Source organism: Peribacillus sp. RS7 (assembly GCF_041956845.1).
Lineage (GTDB): Bacteria > Bacillota > Bacilli > Bacillales > DSM-1321 > Peribacillus.
In genome coordinates this window covers 3,581,221-3,597,514 of the sequence record NZ_CP168135.1, presented here as the reverse complement: position 1 = coordinate 3,597,514, position 16,294 = coordinate 3,581,221, and the positions used below count along the sequence as shown (strand labels likewise).

At 40.0% G+C, this 16,294-nt stretch carries 19 protein-coding genes; 5 read left to right on the top strand and 14 right to left on the bottom strand.

All coding sequences use genetic code 11. The annotated features are described in order from the left end of the window. Positions 1-2: 2 nt before the first annotated feature. From dapD to ACDZ29_RS18045, 6 genes are all read right to left on the bottom strand, one after another. Positions 3-713, bottom strand: a complete 711-nt coding sequence (gene dapD / locus ACDZ29_RS18070; RefSeq protein ID WP_289317295.1) for a 2,3,4,5-tetrahydropyridine-2,6-dicarboxylate N-acetyltransferase — start codon at positions 711-713, stop codon at positions 3-5. 125 nt (positions 714-838) lie between these two features. After that, positions 839-1,723, bottom strand: a complete 885-nt coding sequence (locus ACDZ29_RS18065; RefSeq protein WP_289324276.1) for a LysR family transcriptional regulator — start codon at positions 1,721-1,723, stop codon at positions 839-841. A gap of 183 nt (positions 1,724-1,906) precedes the next feature. Then, on the bottom strand, positions 1,907-3,442 hold the full coding sequence (locus ACDZ29_RS18060) for an MDR family MFS transporter (protein WP_289324275.1): 1,536 nt from the start codon (positions 3,440-3,442) through the stop codon (positions 1,907-1,909). A 118-nt stretch (positions 3,443-3,560) separates the two neighbouring features. Continuing rightward, positions 3,561-3,998, bottom strand: coding sequence for a cyclic-di-AMP-binding protein CbpB (cbpB, locus tag ACDZ29_RS18055; RefSeq protein WP_289317297.1), 438 nt, complete (start codon positions 3,996-3,998; stop codon positions 3,561-3,563). Between the two features lie 122 nt (positions 3,999-4,120). Continuing rightward, complete coding sequence (locus tag ACDZ29_RS18050; protein ID WP_089362373.1) at positions 4,121-4,267, bottom strand: hypothetical protein; 147 nt, start codon at positions 4,265-4,267, stop codon at positions 4,121-4,123. 122 nt (positions 4,268-4,389) lie between these two features. Further along, positions 4,390-4,629 (bottom strand): YkuJ family protein, encoded by a 240-nt coding sequence (locus tag ACDZ29_RS18045; protein WP_034314086.1) that lies wholly within the window; start codon positions 4,627-4,629, stop codon positions 4,390-4,392. Positions 4,630-4,812: 183 nt separating this feature from the next. Here ACDZ29_RS18045 and ACDZ29_RS18040 point away from each other — a divergent pair, with 183 nt between their 5' ends. Beyond that, positions 4,813-5,772 carry an MBL fold metallo-hydrolase gene (locus ACDZ29_RS18040; protein ID WP_375088307.1) on the top strand — a complete coding sequence of 320 codons (960 nt, stop codon included), beginning with the start codon at positions 4,813-4,815 and terminating at the stop codon, positions 5,770-5,772. Between the two features lie 93 nt (positions 5,773-5,865). Next, a complete protein-coding gene (locus tag ACDZ29_RS18035; protein ID WP_061462251.1) occupies positions 5,866-6,099 on the top strand; it encodes a glutaredoxin family protein in 234 nt (77 codons plus the stop codon). 95 nt (positions 6,100-6,194) lie between these two features. Here the strand turns inward: ACDZ29_RS18035 and ACDZ29_RS18030 are convergent, their stop codons facing one another. The 4 genes from ACDZ29_RS18030 to ACDZ29_RS18015 all read right to left on the bottom strand — a co-directional run bounded on the left by ACDZ29_RS18030 (position 6,195) and on the right by ACDZ29_RS18015 (position 10,432). Then, a complete protein-coding gene (locus tag ACDZ29_RS18030; protein ID WP_375088306.1) occupies positions 6,195-6,674 on the bottom strand; it encodes a DUF3993 domain-containing protein in 480 nt (159 codons plus the stop codon). A gap of 181 nt (positions 6,675-6,855) precedes the next feature. Beyond that, on the bottom strand, positions 6,856-7,083 hold the full coding sequence (locus ACDZ29_RS18025) for a hypothetical protein (RefSeq protein WP_289324272.1): 228 nt from the start codon (positions 7,081-7,083) through the stop codon (positions 6,856-6,858). A gap of 75 nt (positions 7,084-7,158) precedes the next feature. Further along, a complete protein-coding gene (locus ACDZ29_RS18020) occupies positions 7,159-8,364 on the bottom strand; it encodes an EAL domain-containing protein (RefSeq protein ID WP_289324271.1) in 1,206 nt (401 codons plus the stop codon). Between the two features lie 211 nt (positions 8,365-8,575). Further along, positions 8,576-10,432: an SLC13 family permease gene (locus tag ACDZ29_RS18015; protein WP_289324270.1), complete on the bottom strand. Its 1,857-nt coding sequence runs from the start codon at positions 10,430-10,432 to the stop codon at positions 8,576-8,578. Positions 10,433-10,595: 163 nt separating this feature from the next. Here ACDZ29_RS18015 and ACDZ29_RS18010 point away from each other — a divergent pair, with 163 nt between their 5' ends. Continuing rightward, complete coding sequence (locus tag ACDZ29_RS18010; RefSeq protein ID WP_375091167.1) at positions 10,596-11,459, top strand: metallophosphoesterase; 864 nt, start codon at positions 10,596-10,598, stop codon at positions 11,457-11,459. A gap of 153 nt (positions 11,460-11,612) precedes the next feature. On the opposite strand, the gene crcB is transcribed toward ACDZ29_RS18010, so the two are convergent. Further along, positions 11,613-11,984, bottom strand: a complete 372-nt coding sequence (crcB, locus tag ACDZ29_RS18005; protein WP_289317304.1) for a fluoride efflux transporter CrcB — start codon at positions 11,982-11,984, stop codon at positions 11,613-11,615. Continuing rightward, positions 11,981-12,361 (bottom strand): CrcB family protein, encoded by a 381-nt coding sequence (locus ACDZ29_RS18000; RefSeq protein WP_289324267.1) that lies wholly within the window; start codon positions 12,359-12,361, stop codon positions 11,981-11,983. The genes crcB and ACDZ29_RS18000 overlap by 4 nt, the downstream gene beginning before the upstream one ends. 117 nt (positions 12,362-12,478) lie before the next feature. On the opposite strand from ACDZ29_RS18000, the gene ACDZ29_RS17995 reads away from it, so the two are divergent. Both ACDZ29_RS17995 and ACDZ29_RS17990 read left to right on the top strand, forming a co-directional pair. Next, positions 12,479-12,838 carry a hypothetical protein gene (locus tag ACDZ29_RS17995; RefSeq protein ID WP_370014332.1) on the top strand — a complete coding sequence of 120 codons (360 nt, stop codon included), beginning with the start codon at positions 12,479-12,481 and terminating at the stop codon, positions 12,836-12,838. 287 nt (positions 12,839-13,125) lie between these two features. Further along, positions 13,126-13,632 (top strand): YkyB family protein, encoded by a 507-nt coding sequence (locus tag ACDZ29_RS17990; RefSeq protein WP_289324265.1) that lies wholly within the window; start codon positions 13,126-13,128, stop codon positions 13,630-13,632. A 62-nt stretch (positions 13,633-13,694) separates the two neighbouring features. Here the strand turns inward: ACDZ29_RS17990 and ACDZ29_RS17985 are convergent, their stop codons facing one another. Together ACDZ29_RS17985 and corA are read right to left on the bottom strand one after the other, a co-directional pair. Further along, on the bottom strand, positions 13,695-14,600 hold the full coding sequence (locus ACDZ29_RS17985) for a chemotaxis protein (protein ID WP_375088305.1): 906 nt from the start codon (positions 14,598-14,600) through the stop codon (positions 13,695-13,697). Between the two features lie 629 nt (positions 14,601-15,229). Next, positions 15,230-16,204: a magnesium/cobalt transporter CorA gene (gene corA / locus ACDZ29_RS17980; RefSeq protein WP_370014330.1), complete on the bottom strand. Its 975-nt coding sequence runs from the start codon at positions 16,202-16,204 to the stop codon at positions 15,230-15,232. Positions 16,205-16,294: the final 90 nt, after the last annotated feature.

Genomic DNA, 16,294 nt, shown 5'->3' with positions numbered 1-16,294 from the left:
AATTATAGTTGACGAAGTTCTTGCATGATCTCTGTTTTTGATTTGGTTTTTTCATCAATTTGTTTAATGACCTTCGCCGGTATACCAGCAGCCACGGAGTAAGGCGGAACGTCTTTCGTTACAACTGCACCAGCTGCCACGACTGATCCTTGACCGATTTTCACACCTTCAAGAACGACCGCATTAGCTCCGATTAAAACATCGTCTTCCAAAATGACCGGTTGGGCCGAAGGTGGCTCGATGACACCTGCCAAAACTGCACCTGCACCTACGTGACAGTTTTTACCCACTGTAGCACGTCCGCCAAGTATTGCGTTCATGTCAATCATTGTACCTTCACCAATGACCGAGCCAATATTGATTGATGCCCCCATCATGATCACTGCGTTGTCACCGATCGATACTTGGTCACGGATTATTGCACCAGGCTCGATACGGGCTTTGATGCCTTTTAGGTCCAATAAAGGAATGGCAGAGTTACGACGATCATTTTCAACAACATAATCCTCGATTTTTGTTCCCGCTGCCTTGATTGCTTCTTCGACTTCAGACCATTCACCGAATACAACCCCTGTATTACCTGTAATGAAAGTTTTCGAAGCTGGACCAAAATCCATGCCTTCTAAATCGCCTTTGACATAGACCTTTACTGGTGTAGATTTTTTACTATTTGAAATAAAAGAAATAATTTCGTTCGCATCCATTTTATTCATTCCGGGAAAAACCTCCTAAATATGTATCATTACTCGTTTTAAATTTACCAGACAACTGCCTGCAAGACAAGTTGAATGTCACTCTAATATATTATTCTGCCCCATTGACATTTTCATCAGCGGATCTATAACATTCCTTGGTCGCGAATATGTTCTTTCACCACTTCCGTGAATGCTTGGACTTGCTTTAACTGGAAGGCAGATTCATAGCCGCAAAGCCATGTATCTCGTTCGATTGAGTGGTTATGTCCATCTAGAAGAGGGATTTTAAAAACATTCGTATCTTTATCATGTAATGTGATGGCTGGAAGGATCGCATATCCGATACCATTGAACACCATTTGTTTGCATGTTTCGATTTGATCCACGACTATGGTGTTTCTTGGTGTCGTTTTAAATTGTCTATGCCACCAGTCCTGAATTTCCTGATAATAATTCGAATCGCTTTTAAACTGAATGAATGGGCGGTCCGTTTCGAACACTTGATTCAGTTCCTTCATTTCAGTATCCACCAAATAAAGCATATCAGTAAATAAATGCTGCTTTACCCCTTTCCAATCCGGGGCCCCCCTTATGATGCCAATATGTACTTGTCCTTCATACAAAGACTTTAAAATCTCACTGCTCCAGCCAGTGATTAATGAAATTTTGGCATACGGATATTTTTGGACGAACTTTTTCAATACTTGCGGCAGCCAATTTTGACCGACAATCGAGGCACAGGCTATTTTCAAAGTTCCATACACTTCATGATCCATGGCTTGGATACTTTCCCTGACCTTTTCCTCTTTTTCTATAACCTCATTGGCCAAACGAATTACCGCTTCTCCTGCAGGCGTCAGCGACAGCCCTTTTTGTGAACGCAGAAACAGTTTCGAACCCCAATCCTTTTCTATTGATTGTAAACGCTGTGATAAAGCCGGTTGGGAAACGAACAACCGTTCAGCAGCTTTTCTCATATTCATTTCCTGAGCAAGTACGGATAATAAATGAAATTCCGAAAATGACATACACACCAACCTCTTGATAATTAATTCCTAGCATGATGATTTAATTTATTTTAAATTTAATTATCAACAAAGTCCGCTTATAATACAAGGGAAAAGAAACGGAGTGAATATCCTTTGACGATCATATTTCCGGCAATTGATACTCCGAGTCGCATTTCCTTTACATACAATGGCAAGCTCCTTTTATGAGTCTGCCTTACCCTCTCCTGCCTCCTTATTCTTTCTTAGTCTCGTAAGTAATATGAAACTGATAACGGAGAAGAATAGAACAATTAGATAAATCGTCTGTAAAGATAATGTAAGTCCTTCCTGCAAAACCTTTACCACACTTTTAGGAAGCGACATACGTTCCTCATTGTTCAACAGCTTATTTGCCGTATCTATCGTCACCCCCGAGCCTGCTGGTGCATGCTCGTTTAAATAGGCTTGAAGTCTCGTATTCATGATTCCTCCAAGTAATGCAGCACCTACCGTATTTCCTAAATTCCGCATGAACATATTGGAAGCTGTTGCAATACCCCTGCGTTCCCAGCTGACGGTCTTTTGAATGACGACAATGAATGAAGTAGAAGTCAATCCCATCCCTACGCCGACAAAGAAGGATCCCATGGCAGCAATAAGGGGTCCTGCTTCAGGCTTCATCCATACGAGGATCAAACTCCCAAGGATCAATGAGCACCCTCCAAGGAGGGAGGTAGATTTGAATCCTATTTTCATCAATAACCTGCCTGAAACCATTGATGCGATCGGCCAGCCGATTGACATGGCCGTCAATGTAAAACCAGCTACCGTAGGCGAGCGTTCCATCACACCCTGTACGAATGTTGGGAGGAAACTTGATAATCCAATCATCATAACCCCTGTAGTCAAAGATACAAGATTCGCAATCAGGATGGAGCGCTCCTGCCAGAGTTCAAATGGCATCATTGGTTCGGCAGCTTTCTTTTCCTGACGAATGAATAAGCTGAAGGCGATGATGGCCACTAATGCCAAGGAAATGACCGGAGCTGAAGCCCATGACCATTTTACTCCTCCTTCTACGAGTATCACCATAAGAGTGGATATGGATAACGTCAATAGCGTTGCACCGATGTAATCTATATCACGTTTTTTCTTTTCGATATTTTCATGAAGGAAAAACCAAATTCCAATAAAGGCTAGTAAGCCCAGAGGGATATTAACCCAGAATACAAGCTTCCAAGTCAGGGATTCAACGAGCAAGCCGCCTAAAGCTGGTCCCATGACCGCCGAAATGCCCCAAACGCTTGATAGGTACCCTTGAACGCGTGCCCTTTCCTCATTTTTATAGATATCACCAACAATCGTTGAAGCTACAGGAGCTACAGCCCCCGCCCCAAAACCTTGTACAAAGCGATAAATGATGAGTTCCGTCATGGAATTGGCAAAGCCGCAAAGAAGGGAGCCAATTAAGAAAACAACGATGCCAAATAATAGGACAGGTTTTCTACCGAGAATATCCGATAGCTTTCCATATATCAGGACTGTCACGGCGTTCATTAACAAATAACCTGAAAACACCCAGCTGTAAAGTGAAAAACCACCTAAATCACTTACAATGGCCGGCATGGCCGTCGAAACGATCGTTCCTTCAATAGCATTCATAAACATAGCCAACATGATGGCAGCTAAAATGAAGGGGCGTTTCAATTTTTTATTCTGCACTTTTGTACTATCCAACGCTTGGCCCAATTTCCGCATCCTTTCCAAATAAACAATAACTTTTATAGATTTTACCACCAGCTGGATCAAATATGTAAAAAAGAAAACCCGCCAATTGGCGAGTCTTAAAGTTACGATCAATTTCAGCCTTACATATTTATTCAGGTGCATTTTGTTTAAATACTTTTTTCAAGATTGCTCTTCTCGTTAAAATACCTTCAAATACATGATCATCATTCTCTACACAGACAAACGGATGATCAATCAACAATTCCACACCCTTAGTCAATGTATCTTCAATATGCAGGCGAGGTATTTCTATATTCATTATTTCAGAAACTTTTTTATTCTCAAGATTATCAAATTCAATTCGTTCCAGTCCCAAGATTGAATCAAGAATGACTGGTGTGCTAATTAAGCCATGCAATTTATACATAGGATCTAACACAGGAATGGCCGTATAACCGCTCTTTGTTAATACCAATAGTGCATGTTCTAAATTATTGGTTACCTGCACGTGGGCCACGCGTTCAGAAGAAATCATTAAGTCTTTAACGCTGGATTCCAATAAATCCCCATCATGAGTACCGATCATGTTAAAACCCCTTACCATATGTTTTTATATACAGCTCTTTCTATAGTTTAACATATGTAAGCAGAAAAGGCTCATTCCCAGACCAATAAAATCCCAAACTGTGGGATTTTCGCAAGAGATCCTTAGCCCTTACTAGTTTTGATGTTAACCTGTTTAAAACCGCATTCCGGGCATTGATAAATCACATTTTGGTTGGATTGTGCCGTCAATACATTTTCCATTTCCCTTTCCTCACCGCATACTGGGCATATTACCATTGGATTTTTCATTTACATCCCTCCAATTAATAAGATGTCGTAAAAATCACTACTTCATTCAAAAAGTGAAAATTGAACGGCCTCATTTACAATAAAAAAGCCGCTTCCAAAGGAAGGCGGCTTTTTGTGATTTTTTAAGATTGAAGAAGATCAAAGATTTCAATGGTAATCATATCAATATTATCGAATTGATATTTTGATGATTTCCCTTTATCACTGTATACTTCAAGCTCGAACATTTCTGTTTTGCTGAAATATGTAACTTGGCACTTTTTCACACCATCTATTTCAAAAAAACGTTGAGCAGATTCAGATTCCTTCGCTTGCTCTTGAAGACTTTTCAATCTGGTAAGGATGCCCTGTAATTGAGACATACTCCCTCTCCTTTCTGAATAAAACCTTTTCGATAGGTTTCACTATACCATACTTTTCTATCCAGTAGCCACGCTGAAATAAATTCAGAATAATTTAAAACTTCATTCTTTACATGGAACTATTAACAGAATAAAATAAGGAATGGATTTTGTACATGAAAAAATTTCTGGGGGTAGATTCTGTTGGGAAATATTAGTGAACTTGGTTATCGCATTTCATTGATTGATGGTTTTGATTTGGATAGAAGAAATCGTACAGGAACATATGTAATTGCCGATAAAGAAATCACTTTAGTCGAAACTTCCGCCAGCCCTTCCATCCCCCACTTAATGAAAGGGCTCGAAGATTTGGGAATCGCCCTCGAGGATATTACATATATCATTCTTACCCATATTCATTTGGACCATGCAGGTGGAGCCGGACTTTTTTTAGAGCATTGTCCGAATGCCAAAGTGATCGTCCATCCAAAAGGTGCACGGCATCTAGAAGACCCAACACGTTTAATCGCTGGGGCTAAAGCGGTCTATGGTGAAGATTTCGACGAGCTTTTCGATCCGATTTTACCTATACCATTTGATAGAATGCTTACTAAACATGATGGGGATTCCCTAAAAACAAGTGATAATTCCTCATTGACCTTTTATGACACCCCAGGACACGCAAACCATCATTTAAGCATTTTCGATTCCGTTTCAAAAGGCATGTTTTCAGGTGACACCGTAGGCATCTATTATCGTGAACTCGATGAAGAAGGTTTCGAATTTTACTTACCGTCCACATCACCAAACCAATTTAACCCAGATGCGATGCTTGCTGCAGCGGAATTGTACGAGAGCATCGGCGTCGAGCGTATATATTTTGGCCATTACGGGGTATCGGAAAATCCTAAGGAAGTATATAAACAACTTCATTACTGGCTGCCCAAATTTGTGGAGACTGCCAAATCGGCATATAGGGAATTTGCTAGCTTTGAGGAACAAGTGGCAGCAACCAGTAAAAATATTTTCACGGAAGTCGCGATTCATTTAGGCGAAAAAGGAATCACCACCGATCATCCTGTTTTTGAAATCATTGCCATGGACCTAAATGTTTGCTCCATGGGTTTGATAGACTATCTAGTAAAGCAGGAAAAGGATAGGTAGGAGGGTCCTTTAAGGTCTTTTCCTATTCAAATGTCTTGGCATTCTCTATAATGAAAAAGTAAACCCTACCTAAAGCATACATGGAGGAATGAAATGAAAGACGTTACGCTTTATACCCAACCTGATTGCCCTCCCTGCAAAATCATGAAAATGTTCTTTGATGATAATAATGTCGTATACAAAGAAAAAGATATTAAAGCAGATGGACATGCACGTAAAGAACTAACGAATAAATACGGCGCCTATTCCACACCAACGGTCGTAATCGATGGGAAAGCCATCATTGGTTTTGAACTGGACGAAATAAAGAAAGAACTGAATATATAACAAAAAGTCTAGAGAAGCTTTTCCTCCTCTAGACTTTTTCATTTTAGTCTCCATACTTTTCAATTTTGAAATACTTTCTTTTAAAGTACCTTATTTCATTTTTTCACTTCATACTTTACGTCCATTACCTTCCAAACGTCATTTTCCTTTTTCAATGTAACTGATTCAAGATGCTTACCCATAGATACAGGTCCGTCCCCTGTGTCTTTGAATTCCTCCTGAACATAAATGAACTCGCCGTTTTTCCCATATACTATTTCCGTATTCTTATCGTAACTGAAAAATGGGATATAATAGGGAGCGAAGTCTGAACCAAATGCGGTATAACCGCCATCGACTTTCACTACATTCGATTTAACAAACTTCTCGATGAACTCACCTGTGAAATGTGTATCCAACTTCCCTTCAATCTCTTCCTTCGTACGAACTTCCTCACTGATCGAACCTTGATTCTCCGCTGCAGCTCGTACTAAAGATAGTACTTCCTCTCTATGTAAGCCCTCCGCTGAAGCTGTGAACCCTCCTCCTAAAAATAAAAGGACACTGGCAAGACATGCAACTAAATATTTACTCATTCCAATCATCTCCTAGTAAAAGAATTTCTCCTAATGGTTCGGATTTCTGCCTATGTCTTTCATTACCCGTCAAGAACAAAGCCAAACTACAAAATCATATTATCCGCGAGATCTTGATGCTATTGCCTATTCTTCACAATAAAAAAGAAGATTTCATGATATTGAAATCTCCTTCTTACGATCATTGAAAAGCATAGTACAAAATAAAACCGGCAACCAAAATCGTTCCAACAAAAAGTGAAACGAATATCGGGTTCTTTAAATAAGGATGTTCTTTAACTGAATCATCGATAGTCGAATCATATCTGGCTTTCACTTTCTGTGCCCTTGCTACAGAATAAGTATAAAAGAGCAGATATAACGCCATTACAGTAACGATCATGATTAGAATCCAGATGTACGTGCTCAAAATATGTCTCCTCCAAGCGCATCGTTTCTGCTTATCGTTACACATTTTAAGCGATTGTATACATGAATCGTCTTACTATAATAGGGCTTCATTTTCATATAAATAACTATACGAAAGATCAAAGAAAATGTATTCTTTATTATTCAGGGGATATGAAAAGGTCCGGATGGTTTCTCCCGTTTCGATATCACTGTATAAATCGGATAAAATCCCTTTTTTCTCATTACGCATCTTTACGATATTTTCGAGAAAATAAGGTCTCCAGCTCCAATTTTTATTCAAATAACTCGGTTGGGCTACCCATTGCTTGTCCTTATGGAGGATATTGGGTGATTTTTGATACCCCTCTTCATCACAAATATAAAGCCGAAAACATATGGAATCCCATTTTTTCGCCAAAATACCGAGAAACTCTTCATGGGTGCCAACTCGCTTTTCCTGTTTTAAGAAATTTTGCATATTTTCGTTGAATTGAAAAGTCTTTTGATAAACGGCTTCAAGCTTCTTGGTCTCGAGTGAAATGAAGGACTGACATTCTTGATGGAACTTTTCACGAAGTAAATCTTTATTAATGAACTCGCCGTGCGGTTTCGCCAAAAAGTATCCTTGATAATATCGTCCCCCGTTCTTCCATGCGAAACGAAGTTGGTATTCGGACTCAATGTTCTCAAAAAGTAAATTGGCGCCGATTTTTCGTGCTAGCATGGTTAGAGAAAACAGGATGACCTGATAGGCATCTCCACCTGAAATGCGAAGCTGGTCCAGGTTCACTTTTAAAATATTCGGAGAAATCTGTGCGATTCGGTCTAATTGGGTATCTTGCCCTAAATGATCTAAAGCTATCTTAATCCCATATGTTTTAAAGTAAGCAAGCACATGCTGCAAAGGATCGAAGTTTTCCGGACTGATCGTGTCTGATAATTCCAGCACGATCCGGTGCATTTCCTCTGGTTGGAAATGACGATGTAAAATCTCCATGAATTCTTCGCCATGATCCAGCATAAGCAGATTAGGATCTCTGTTGATAAAGATAAGAAAATCTTCACCATAGTCTTTTATTCTCTCTAAGGCAATTTCAAGTACGTAATTATCCACTTCCACTCTGTACTCTTCCGGAACTGCAGAATCGTGAAAAAAAGGGCCAAGGCTTTTATATTCCGCTTGTTCCTCATAGCGCCCTAGAATTTCATACCCGATTACCTGATGTTGATCTGCACTGAAAATCGGTTGAAAGAATGGTGTCACCTTGTCTAAATTCTTTAATATCTTTTCTGTATCCATGATGCATCTTCCCCCTAATTACGAAAACACCAATATGCCAAAATTATACCATTAGTTTCTAGCATTGATAATAAATAATTTTAATTCCTACTATATAACTCTTTTTTCAGCCAATTAAAATTCGCTGATCTTTCGGATCCTTTTGAATGAAACTGAATGATTCTCCATTGAAAAGGCATTGTCCATATATGGAACAATGCCTAATGCCTTATCAAAAAGGGAAGAACCATGGAATCGTGATCACCATGATAACGCCAATGAAAATCTGTATGGATATCCCGATCATGATAAAATCCTTATACTTGTAATCACCTGCTGTCATGACAAGCGCGTTGGTAGTGGCCACCCTTGGAGTGGATAGCGCTAAACTGCCAGCAACGGCAAGGCATAAAAACACAGGAAGAGGATCTATCCCTTGATTCACTGCAGATGTAAGGGCAATGGGCGTCATGATTACCGTCGCAGCTCCATAGGGGATGAATTGGCTTAGGATAAGTGTCAGTAGGTAAAAGACAGCTAATATGCCGTGTGCCCCGATATTACTGAATAAAACGGCAAGCCAATCACTTATCATCCTCACTCCACCGGTATTATCCAATGCAGCCGTTATTCCGAACATAGCGGCAATCAATAGTACAGGTTCCCAGTTAATCTTTTGGTAAGCATCCTCCATAGAACGGACACATCCGGTGATCACCATCAACAATGCTGCGGTCACTACCGATAGTACAGCTGGGATGGACTCCATTGATAAAAGAATGACCATAAATGCAGTGATTCCCAAGGCAATCCATGCCTTGCCCTTAGAGTTGACCGGAGAGCCATCTTCCGAGGTACTTCCAATAACGATGACATCCTGTAAATCAGTGGAAATCCGCTCAATGTTCTCCCATTCTCCATGAATCAGGATTGCATCTCCCGGTTTCAGTCGTTCCGTCCCGACATCCGCTTGAATATATTCACCGTTCCGATTGATTGCCAGCACATTACATTGGTATTTCTCACGAAAATGCACATCTATCAAGGTTTGATTTTCATAATCCGAATTGGGCACGATCAATATTTCCGTCAATCCAAACCTACTGCTAAGAAAATGTTTTTTTATTTGTTCGGTATTGAAATGTTTAAACTCCAGTTCATAATTAAGAGCCAATCTCTCAACTGCTTCTTCTTCTCCAAACACCAAAATGATATCTTCAGGATGAAGAACCTCATCCGCTCTGGCTGAAATCGTCAACTGCCTTTGCAACAGCGGCAATTGCTTATCCTTTGGCTTCCGTTGGATTTCAATCAAAGTCAATTCATACTGGATAGGAAGCTGAAGGTCCGACAGCCTTTCTCCAACAATATCGGAAGTAGCGGGTATATGCAGATAATGCAACCGGTCATATACTTTGTACATGCCGGCAAGCTCCCCTGCGGACAGTCCCTTTACACTATTGTTCGCGGCAATCGTTTTCTCAGGTAGCAAGAGGCGGCCAAGTGTCAACATGAAGAATAACCCTGCCGCAAAAGCGATCAAGCCCACAGGTGTAAAGTCAAAAAATGATAATGTTCCTATTCCGTTTTGCCTTAATACATCAGCAACAATCATATTGGAAGGGGTACCAGTAAGCGTTAATAGCCCGCCAATACTGCTTGCATAGGCAAGGGGCAATAAATACCTTGTCGGACTTGTTTTTTGTTGTAAAGCCATGCTCATAACGAGAGGTAGCAGTATGGAAACAATTCCTGTTCCACTTAAAAATGCACTTAATATTCCAGCTGTCAGCATCACGATAAGCAGCGATTTCCATTCACTGCCCCCACATAAACCCAACAACTTATTTCCTGCCTTTTCCACTATTCCTGAATTTAACAGGCCGGCACCGACGATAAATAGCCCAGCTAGCATGATTACCACTTGATTCGCAAACCCGGCCACCAGTTCATCCAATGTAAGTATCCCCAGTAAACCCAGGATGGCTAGTGCACTAAGTGCAATTAAATCGGCGCGAAATTTCCCTTGTATAAAAAGCGCAATAGCGCATAGAAGTATAATCAGTGTAATAAACATTGGTTCGGTCATCATGTTACCTCCGTATAGATGTTCAATTTCAAACCGGATACGGTTTCATTAAACCCCAGTTTACATGTTTTTCATATGCGTACAGAAGATATTTTCTTCATTTTATGTATATTGTTTGTTAGTATTAGGAAGTAACATTTTTATATTAGATAGGTTGATTAATTTGAATAAACCCATATCCAGAAGAACATTTTTAAAGAAAAGCCTTGGTACATTGGCTACCGTAACCGGTTTAGGTATTGGCGGAAGCTATTATGCTCATAATCTGGAGCCGAAATGGTTAGAAACCAAGCATATTGTAATCAGCCATCCCCTTATTCCAAAAGGTTTTCATGGCATGAAAATGATCCAATTCAGTGATACGCATTTAGGCTTTCAATTTCAGCTTAAAGATTTACAAGCAATTGTCAATAAGATAAACCAACTGGACCCGGATGTCATTTTATTTACCGGAGATTTAATGGACCAGCCTAATAAATACAAGGCTCAGCAGAAAATCCCTTCTGTATTGAATCAGCTCAAAGCACCACTTGGAAAATTCAGCATCTACGGTAACCATGATCATGGGGGATATGGCTCAGAAATTTACAGCGATATCATGAAGAAATCACATTTTACCATGTTGCAAAATACCTCAACTAAGATTACCTTATTAACGGCTGAAGAAATATACATTGCCGGTGTTGATGATGCCATGCTTGGAAAACCTGATTTTGAAAAAGCCCTTGCAGGCATCCCAGAAGAAGTGTTCACCATTATGCTTTCGCATGCCCCTGACCTTGCCGATACATCAAGGAATTACGACATCCAGTATCAAATAAGCGGTCACAGTCATGGAGGTCAAGTACAAATTCCCTTTGCAGGAGCCCTTGTAACTCCCCCCTACGCTGAAAAGTACCGAGAAGGCACGTATGAAATTGACTCGTTAACATTACATGTTAATAGAGGGCTTGGCACTACCCGGCTCCCATATCGTTTTCTTTCTCGTCCTGAGTTGACGGTTTACGAATTCCAGGCAAAAAAATGATAGTGTATAACACAGGGGAATTCCGCCAGACTCATTAACAAAACCTGTTCGACCAAAACAGCTTCTTGCCTAAATCATCCGTAATGGATTCCTATGAATTATAGCATTAGAATTATATTTGAGAAAACCAGGTTTTTTTACCAGTAACGATCGTCATAAAGGCTTTGCCATACTTAAGTAGCCGCAAAGGAAAGTGCCGATACAACCTAAAACCGACACCGTCATATAGATCAGGCTATCTATATAACGGTGTTTTCTTATAAGTTCGAGTGTTTCCATACTGAATGTAGAAAAGGTCGTAAAGGCTCCCAGGAAACCTATTATCAGGAAAACCTGCAAAGATAAAGCCCAGCTTTCTTTCTGTGGAAATACCATTCCTAAACCGAAAGAACCTATAAGGTTAATCAATAAAATACTAAAGGGTATCGAGACTGCTGGCAATAGCCTATTAAAAATAATCTGCAAGACATATCTAGAGGCCGCTCCCAAAAAACCTCCTATAAAAACTGAAAGGACTTCAATCAAAGGGGCTCACCTCTCCGTCTATTAAAAAGGCCCAGTCCGAGGAAACCGGCAACCAAACCAAAGAAAAGCGTGGCCCCAAGATACAGTCCTGCAAAAGGCAGAGAAGTCTGCAGTAGATCCACCACTTCCTGGGAAAATGTGGACATCGTGGTGAAACCGCCGCAAAACCCGCTGCCCAGCGCTAAAAACAAAAATGATTTCTTTTTCGAGGCGAAATAGCCATTAATCATTCCAAGTAAAAAGCTGCCTACTATATTTATTAAGAGGGTTCCAAACGGAAAGAAGGAATGGCCAGTAGTCAAGATCACGCAATAACGTAATATCGCTCCCGTCGCTCCTCCAAAACCGACGGCAAAAATGCTTTTAAACCGTTCCATTACAGTCACCTCAAATTTTTCTCACAAGTAGATTCATTATAACAGATTAGGATGAAACAGGCTCTTTTCTAATAAAAATCCATACTATGTAAAGAATTAGAGAAAAGGAGGCTAATTATGCAAACACAGCATTATCCTTACTACCACTATCCTCAAACCATAATGCTACAGAACGAATACAGAAATGCATATGGGAATGAATATGGACCTGAATATTGGAATGACGAGCGCTTCTTTCCTTTCTTTCCTCTATTGGCGCCTGTAGCTTTTGTTGCAGGATTGGCAATTGGACCGTTGCTATTCAATAACCGTCCACCTATCTATCCTCCATATCCTCTTCCATACCCGCCAGCTTACCCTCCTTATCCCGCTTATCCTGCTTACCCTGCGTATCAAGGTTTTCAGGGCTACCCACAACAATTCGGAGCACAGGCACAGGCTGGGGTATCTGAAAATATCAATATATACACTCAATAAGGATTGGACAGAAGGCGTCATTAAACGCCTTCTTTTTCTTATCCCAAAAGGCGCTCGATTGAATTTTACTTCCTTATATATTTTGAAGTGGTATAATATGAAAATGAATAGTTGGTAAAGTGTTGGGAAATGATTGTCATACCCTAGAGATGTACATGCATTATTATTTTACTATTTTCAGCCTAATTGGCACACACGTCTCTATTTCAACCAATATAAAAACAGGTTTTTATTGAAGGAGTTCTGTAACATCCCTTCTAACCTTATTTAGAAAAGGAGTTTCCATAATGAACCAAACGAAAGGACATTCTGAAAGGGATGAGTTTTCGATTAACTCCCTTGCCCAAGCCGTGTTTATTGTTAATAAGCATGCAAAGACTGCGTTGGAGCCAAAGAATTTATATAATTTAAAGCGGCTCGCATTAAACAAGCTTATGCAAGAAGGAAAAGCGAAGAAGATTGGACTTCATTTCTCCGATAACCCTCGCTTTGCAGCACAACAATCCGACGTGATCGTTGAATGCGGATCATATGTTTTTCATTTACCTCCCACTAAGGAAGATTTGAAAAAACTACCCCACCTCGGCAGCCGGGCAGCATCCATACGGAACCCTAAAGCGTCGTTGTCATTATCCAAGGCCAAACAAATCCTGCAATCTTACGTTGGACAAGCAGGTGAAAAACAACCGAACCCTACCAATACCGAGAAAAGGTCTTACGGGCGTGGGTCGGTCAAGCAACCTTTTCACAATCCATTCCCATCTTCCTTTTTAGGAAAAGGTTCCAAGTATTAAGTATTTATTTCGGATAAATCAAACGGGCCGTGAGGTAATGCCTCATCGGCCCGTTTTCACATTTATAATGCAAATCTGTCTATCAAATTTATAAGCTCCGTAATTTCAGGTTTGCTGATTTGTGCGTCAGCACCTACGACTTGACCTTTATGACGCAAGCTGTCCGTAATCAAAGAAGAGAAAATAATCACCGGCAATACTGCGAGTTCACCGCTTTCCTTTATTCTTCTAGTCAAATGATGACCATCCATTTGGGGCATCTCAATATCGGTAATCACCAATTGCACTTCTTCTTCGACCACTTTTCCTGATGCAATCAAATTCTCCAGATAATTGATTGCATCAAGTCCATTCTCATAAAACTCCAAGTACTTGAATCCAGCCTCTGACAGTGTATCGTACAGCAGCTTTCTCAGTAATGGAGAATCTTCTGCAATCAGGATTTTCTTATCTGAGTTTTGCCTGTTACCGAGCTTTTTAACCTGCTGGATGTTTATCCCTGATTCCGGATTGATTTCGACCACTATTTTTTCAAAATCGAGTAACAGTAACATTTCGCTATTTAATTTTATTACTCCGATAATCTGACTTTCAAGGCCTTGGTACATATCCGACGGCTTTTCGATTTGAGACCAGGAAATACGATGGATCTGTGTTACCGTATGGACATGGAAGACCACTTTTTGCTGATTGAATTCAGCCACAATGAATTTATCCTGCTCAGGAGTTTCTGATGGCGGAAACCCTAAAGCATCCGCTACATTCACAATTGGCAGGACTTCACCGCGAAGCTCAATGATCCCCTCCACATTTGGATGGGAATGAGGTACAAGCGTGATGGGGACAGGATTAATGATTTCCTTCACCTTAATTACGTTAATGCCGAATTTATTCCTTCCGATGCCGAATTCCACTATTTCAAGCTCATTTGTTCCACTTTCAAGTAATATCCCTTTATTTGCTTCCAATTTTCATCTCGCCCTTCTCTTACATTTACATTTTATAATTCCATCATTCATTTAACCGGGCAGGCAAGTCCTGCTCTTGGATACATAGACCTAACATGGTTTTATAAATGAACTCATACCTAATAATTCGGTTAATTATGTCTTTTGTTTAGAGCAAAGATAAAAAAGAATCAAGAAGTGATTATCATCTATTCAAGCAAAACAAAAAAGGGACCCATACTGGTCCCTTTGATCATTTTTCACTATTGCCGTTCCGGCAATCATATCATGAAGGCCTGTTCTCCGGTCCAACCCCCGCGATTATATAACTGACATAAAAGCTGATAGGATCGTCGCAAAATAATGCCCTGTAGCCCTTCAAAACCCTATTCGTTCTCCATTTAAATCGGTCACTTTACTAGTCAGGAGTATTTTACCGAACCTTCCTTGCCATTACGAGGAATTCATCTCCCATTAATGATATTCACGCTAAAGCGTAACCAAGACCCAGCATACTCTTCTCTTTCCTATGGATTACCAATAGCCAGTACTCCCATATCAACAAATCTCATATTCATAAATTTGGTATTTTGCAAAATATACTCAAATGAATACCGGTATCATTAAAGCAGCAAGTCAGTTAGTTGTTTTCAGCTCTTTCGTGACCTTTTCCTTGGAGTGAGCCAACCTTTTTTAACAAAGAATAAAAACATCATCAAAGCAATTCCGCCCATCATTCCAAGGACGAGGAAATAGCCATAGTGCCAATTCAATTCCGGCATGTATTCAAAATTCATCCCATATACGCCTACTATGAAGGTCAGCGGCATGAAAATTGTAGTGATTACAGTCAATGTCATCATCGTTGAATTCATATTATTAGAGTTCACCGACAAATAACTATCCCGGATATCGGAGGAGAAATCTCGGTAAGATTCCAGCATTTCAGTTAATTTAAGAAGATGATCGTACACATCAGTAAAATACAGGTGCTGATCTTTTAAGTAATTCAGACGCTCTGATGAAATCATCCTGTATAATAAATCACGCATCGGTAAAATGGTCCGACGGAGCCTGGACATATCCGTTCGTAAATCGAATAGCTGATCCATCAATTCGTTTATCGTTTCATTTTCAGTATTGTCCTCAATGCTCCCCAATTCGCTTTCCATTTTATACACAGGAGGGAAAAATTCATCGACGATCCTGTCAATTATCCTGTGCATCAAGAAAAAGGGACCTTGCTTCAACATTTTATTTCCAGGAATTTCTTCCCACACCTTTTCAAGTTCAAGCATTTCTTCCTTATGAAAAGTGACAATCCATTTTTCACCAACAAACATATCCAATTCAACTGCTCTAAATACCTTCTGCCTGAGAGCATGAATCACAAGAAATTGGTAGTCCTCATAAAAATCCATTTTGGGACGTTGGTTAAAATCATCCAGGCAGTCTTCAATTGCCAGCGGATGAAAGTGAAAATGATTGGATAAAAGTTCGATCTCCTTGTTTGTGGGGTTGGAAAAATCCACCCAATACCACTCGATATCCGTATTATCCATTTCTGATAGCGGCAAACCAAAACTGACTTCTTGGTTAGAAGTAATTGCGCAAGTCCTTATCATATGTATCAACCCTCTAATTTTTCTTATCATTCATTATACCTTTAATTCATTAATCTCAAAAAGTATTTCTCCCCCATCCAAACTAAATGA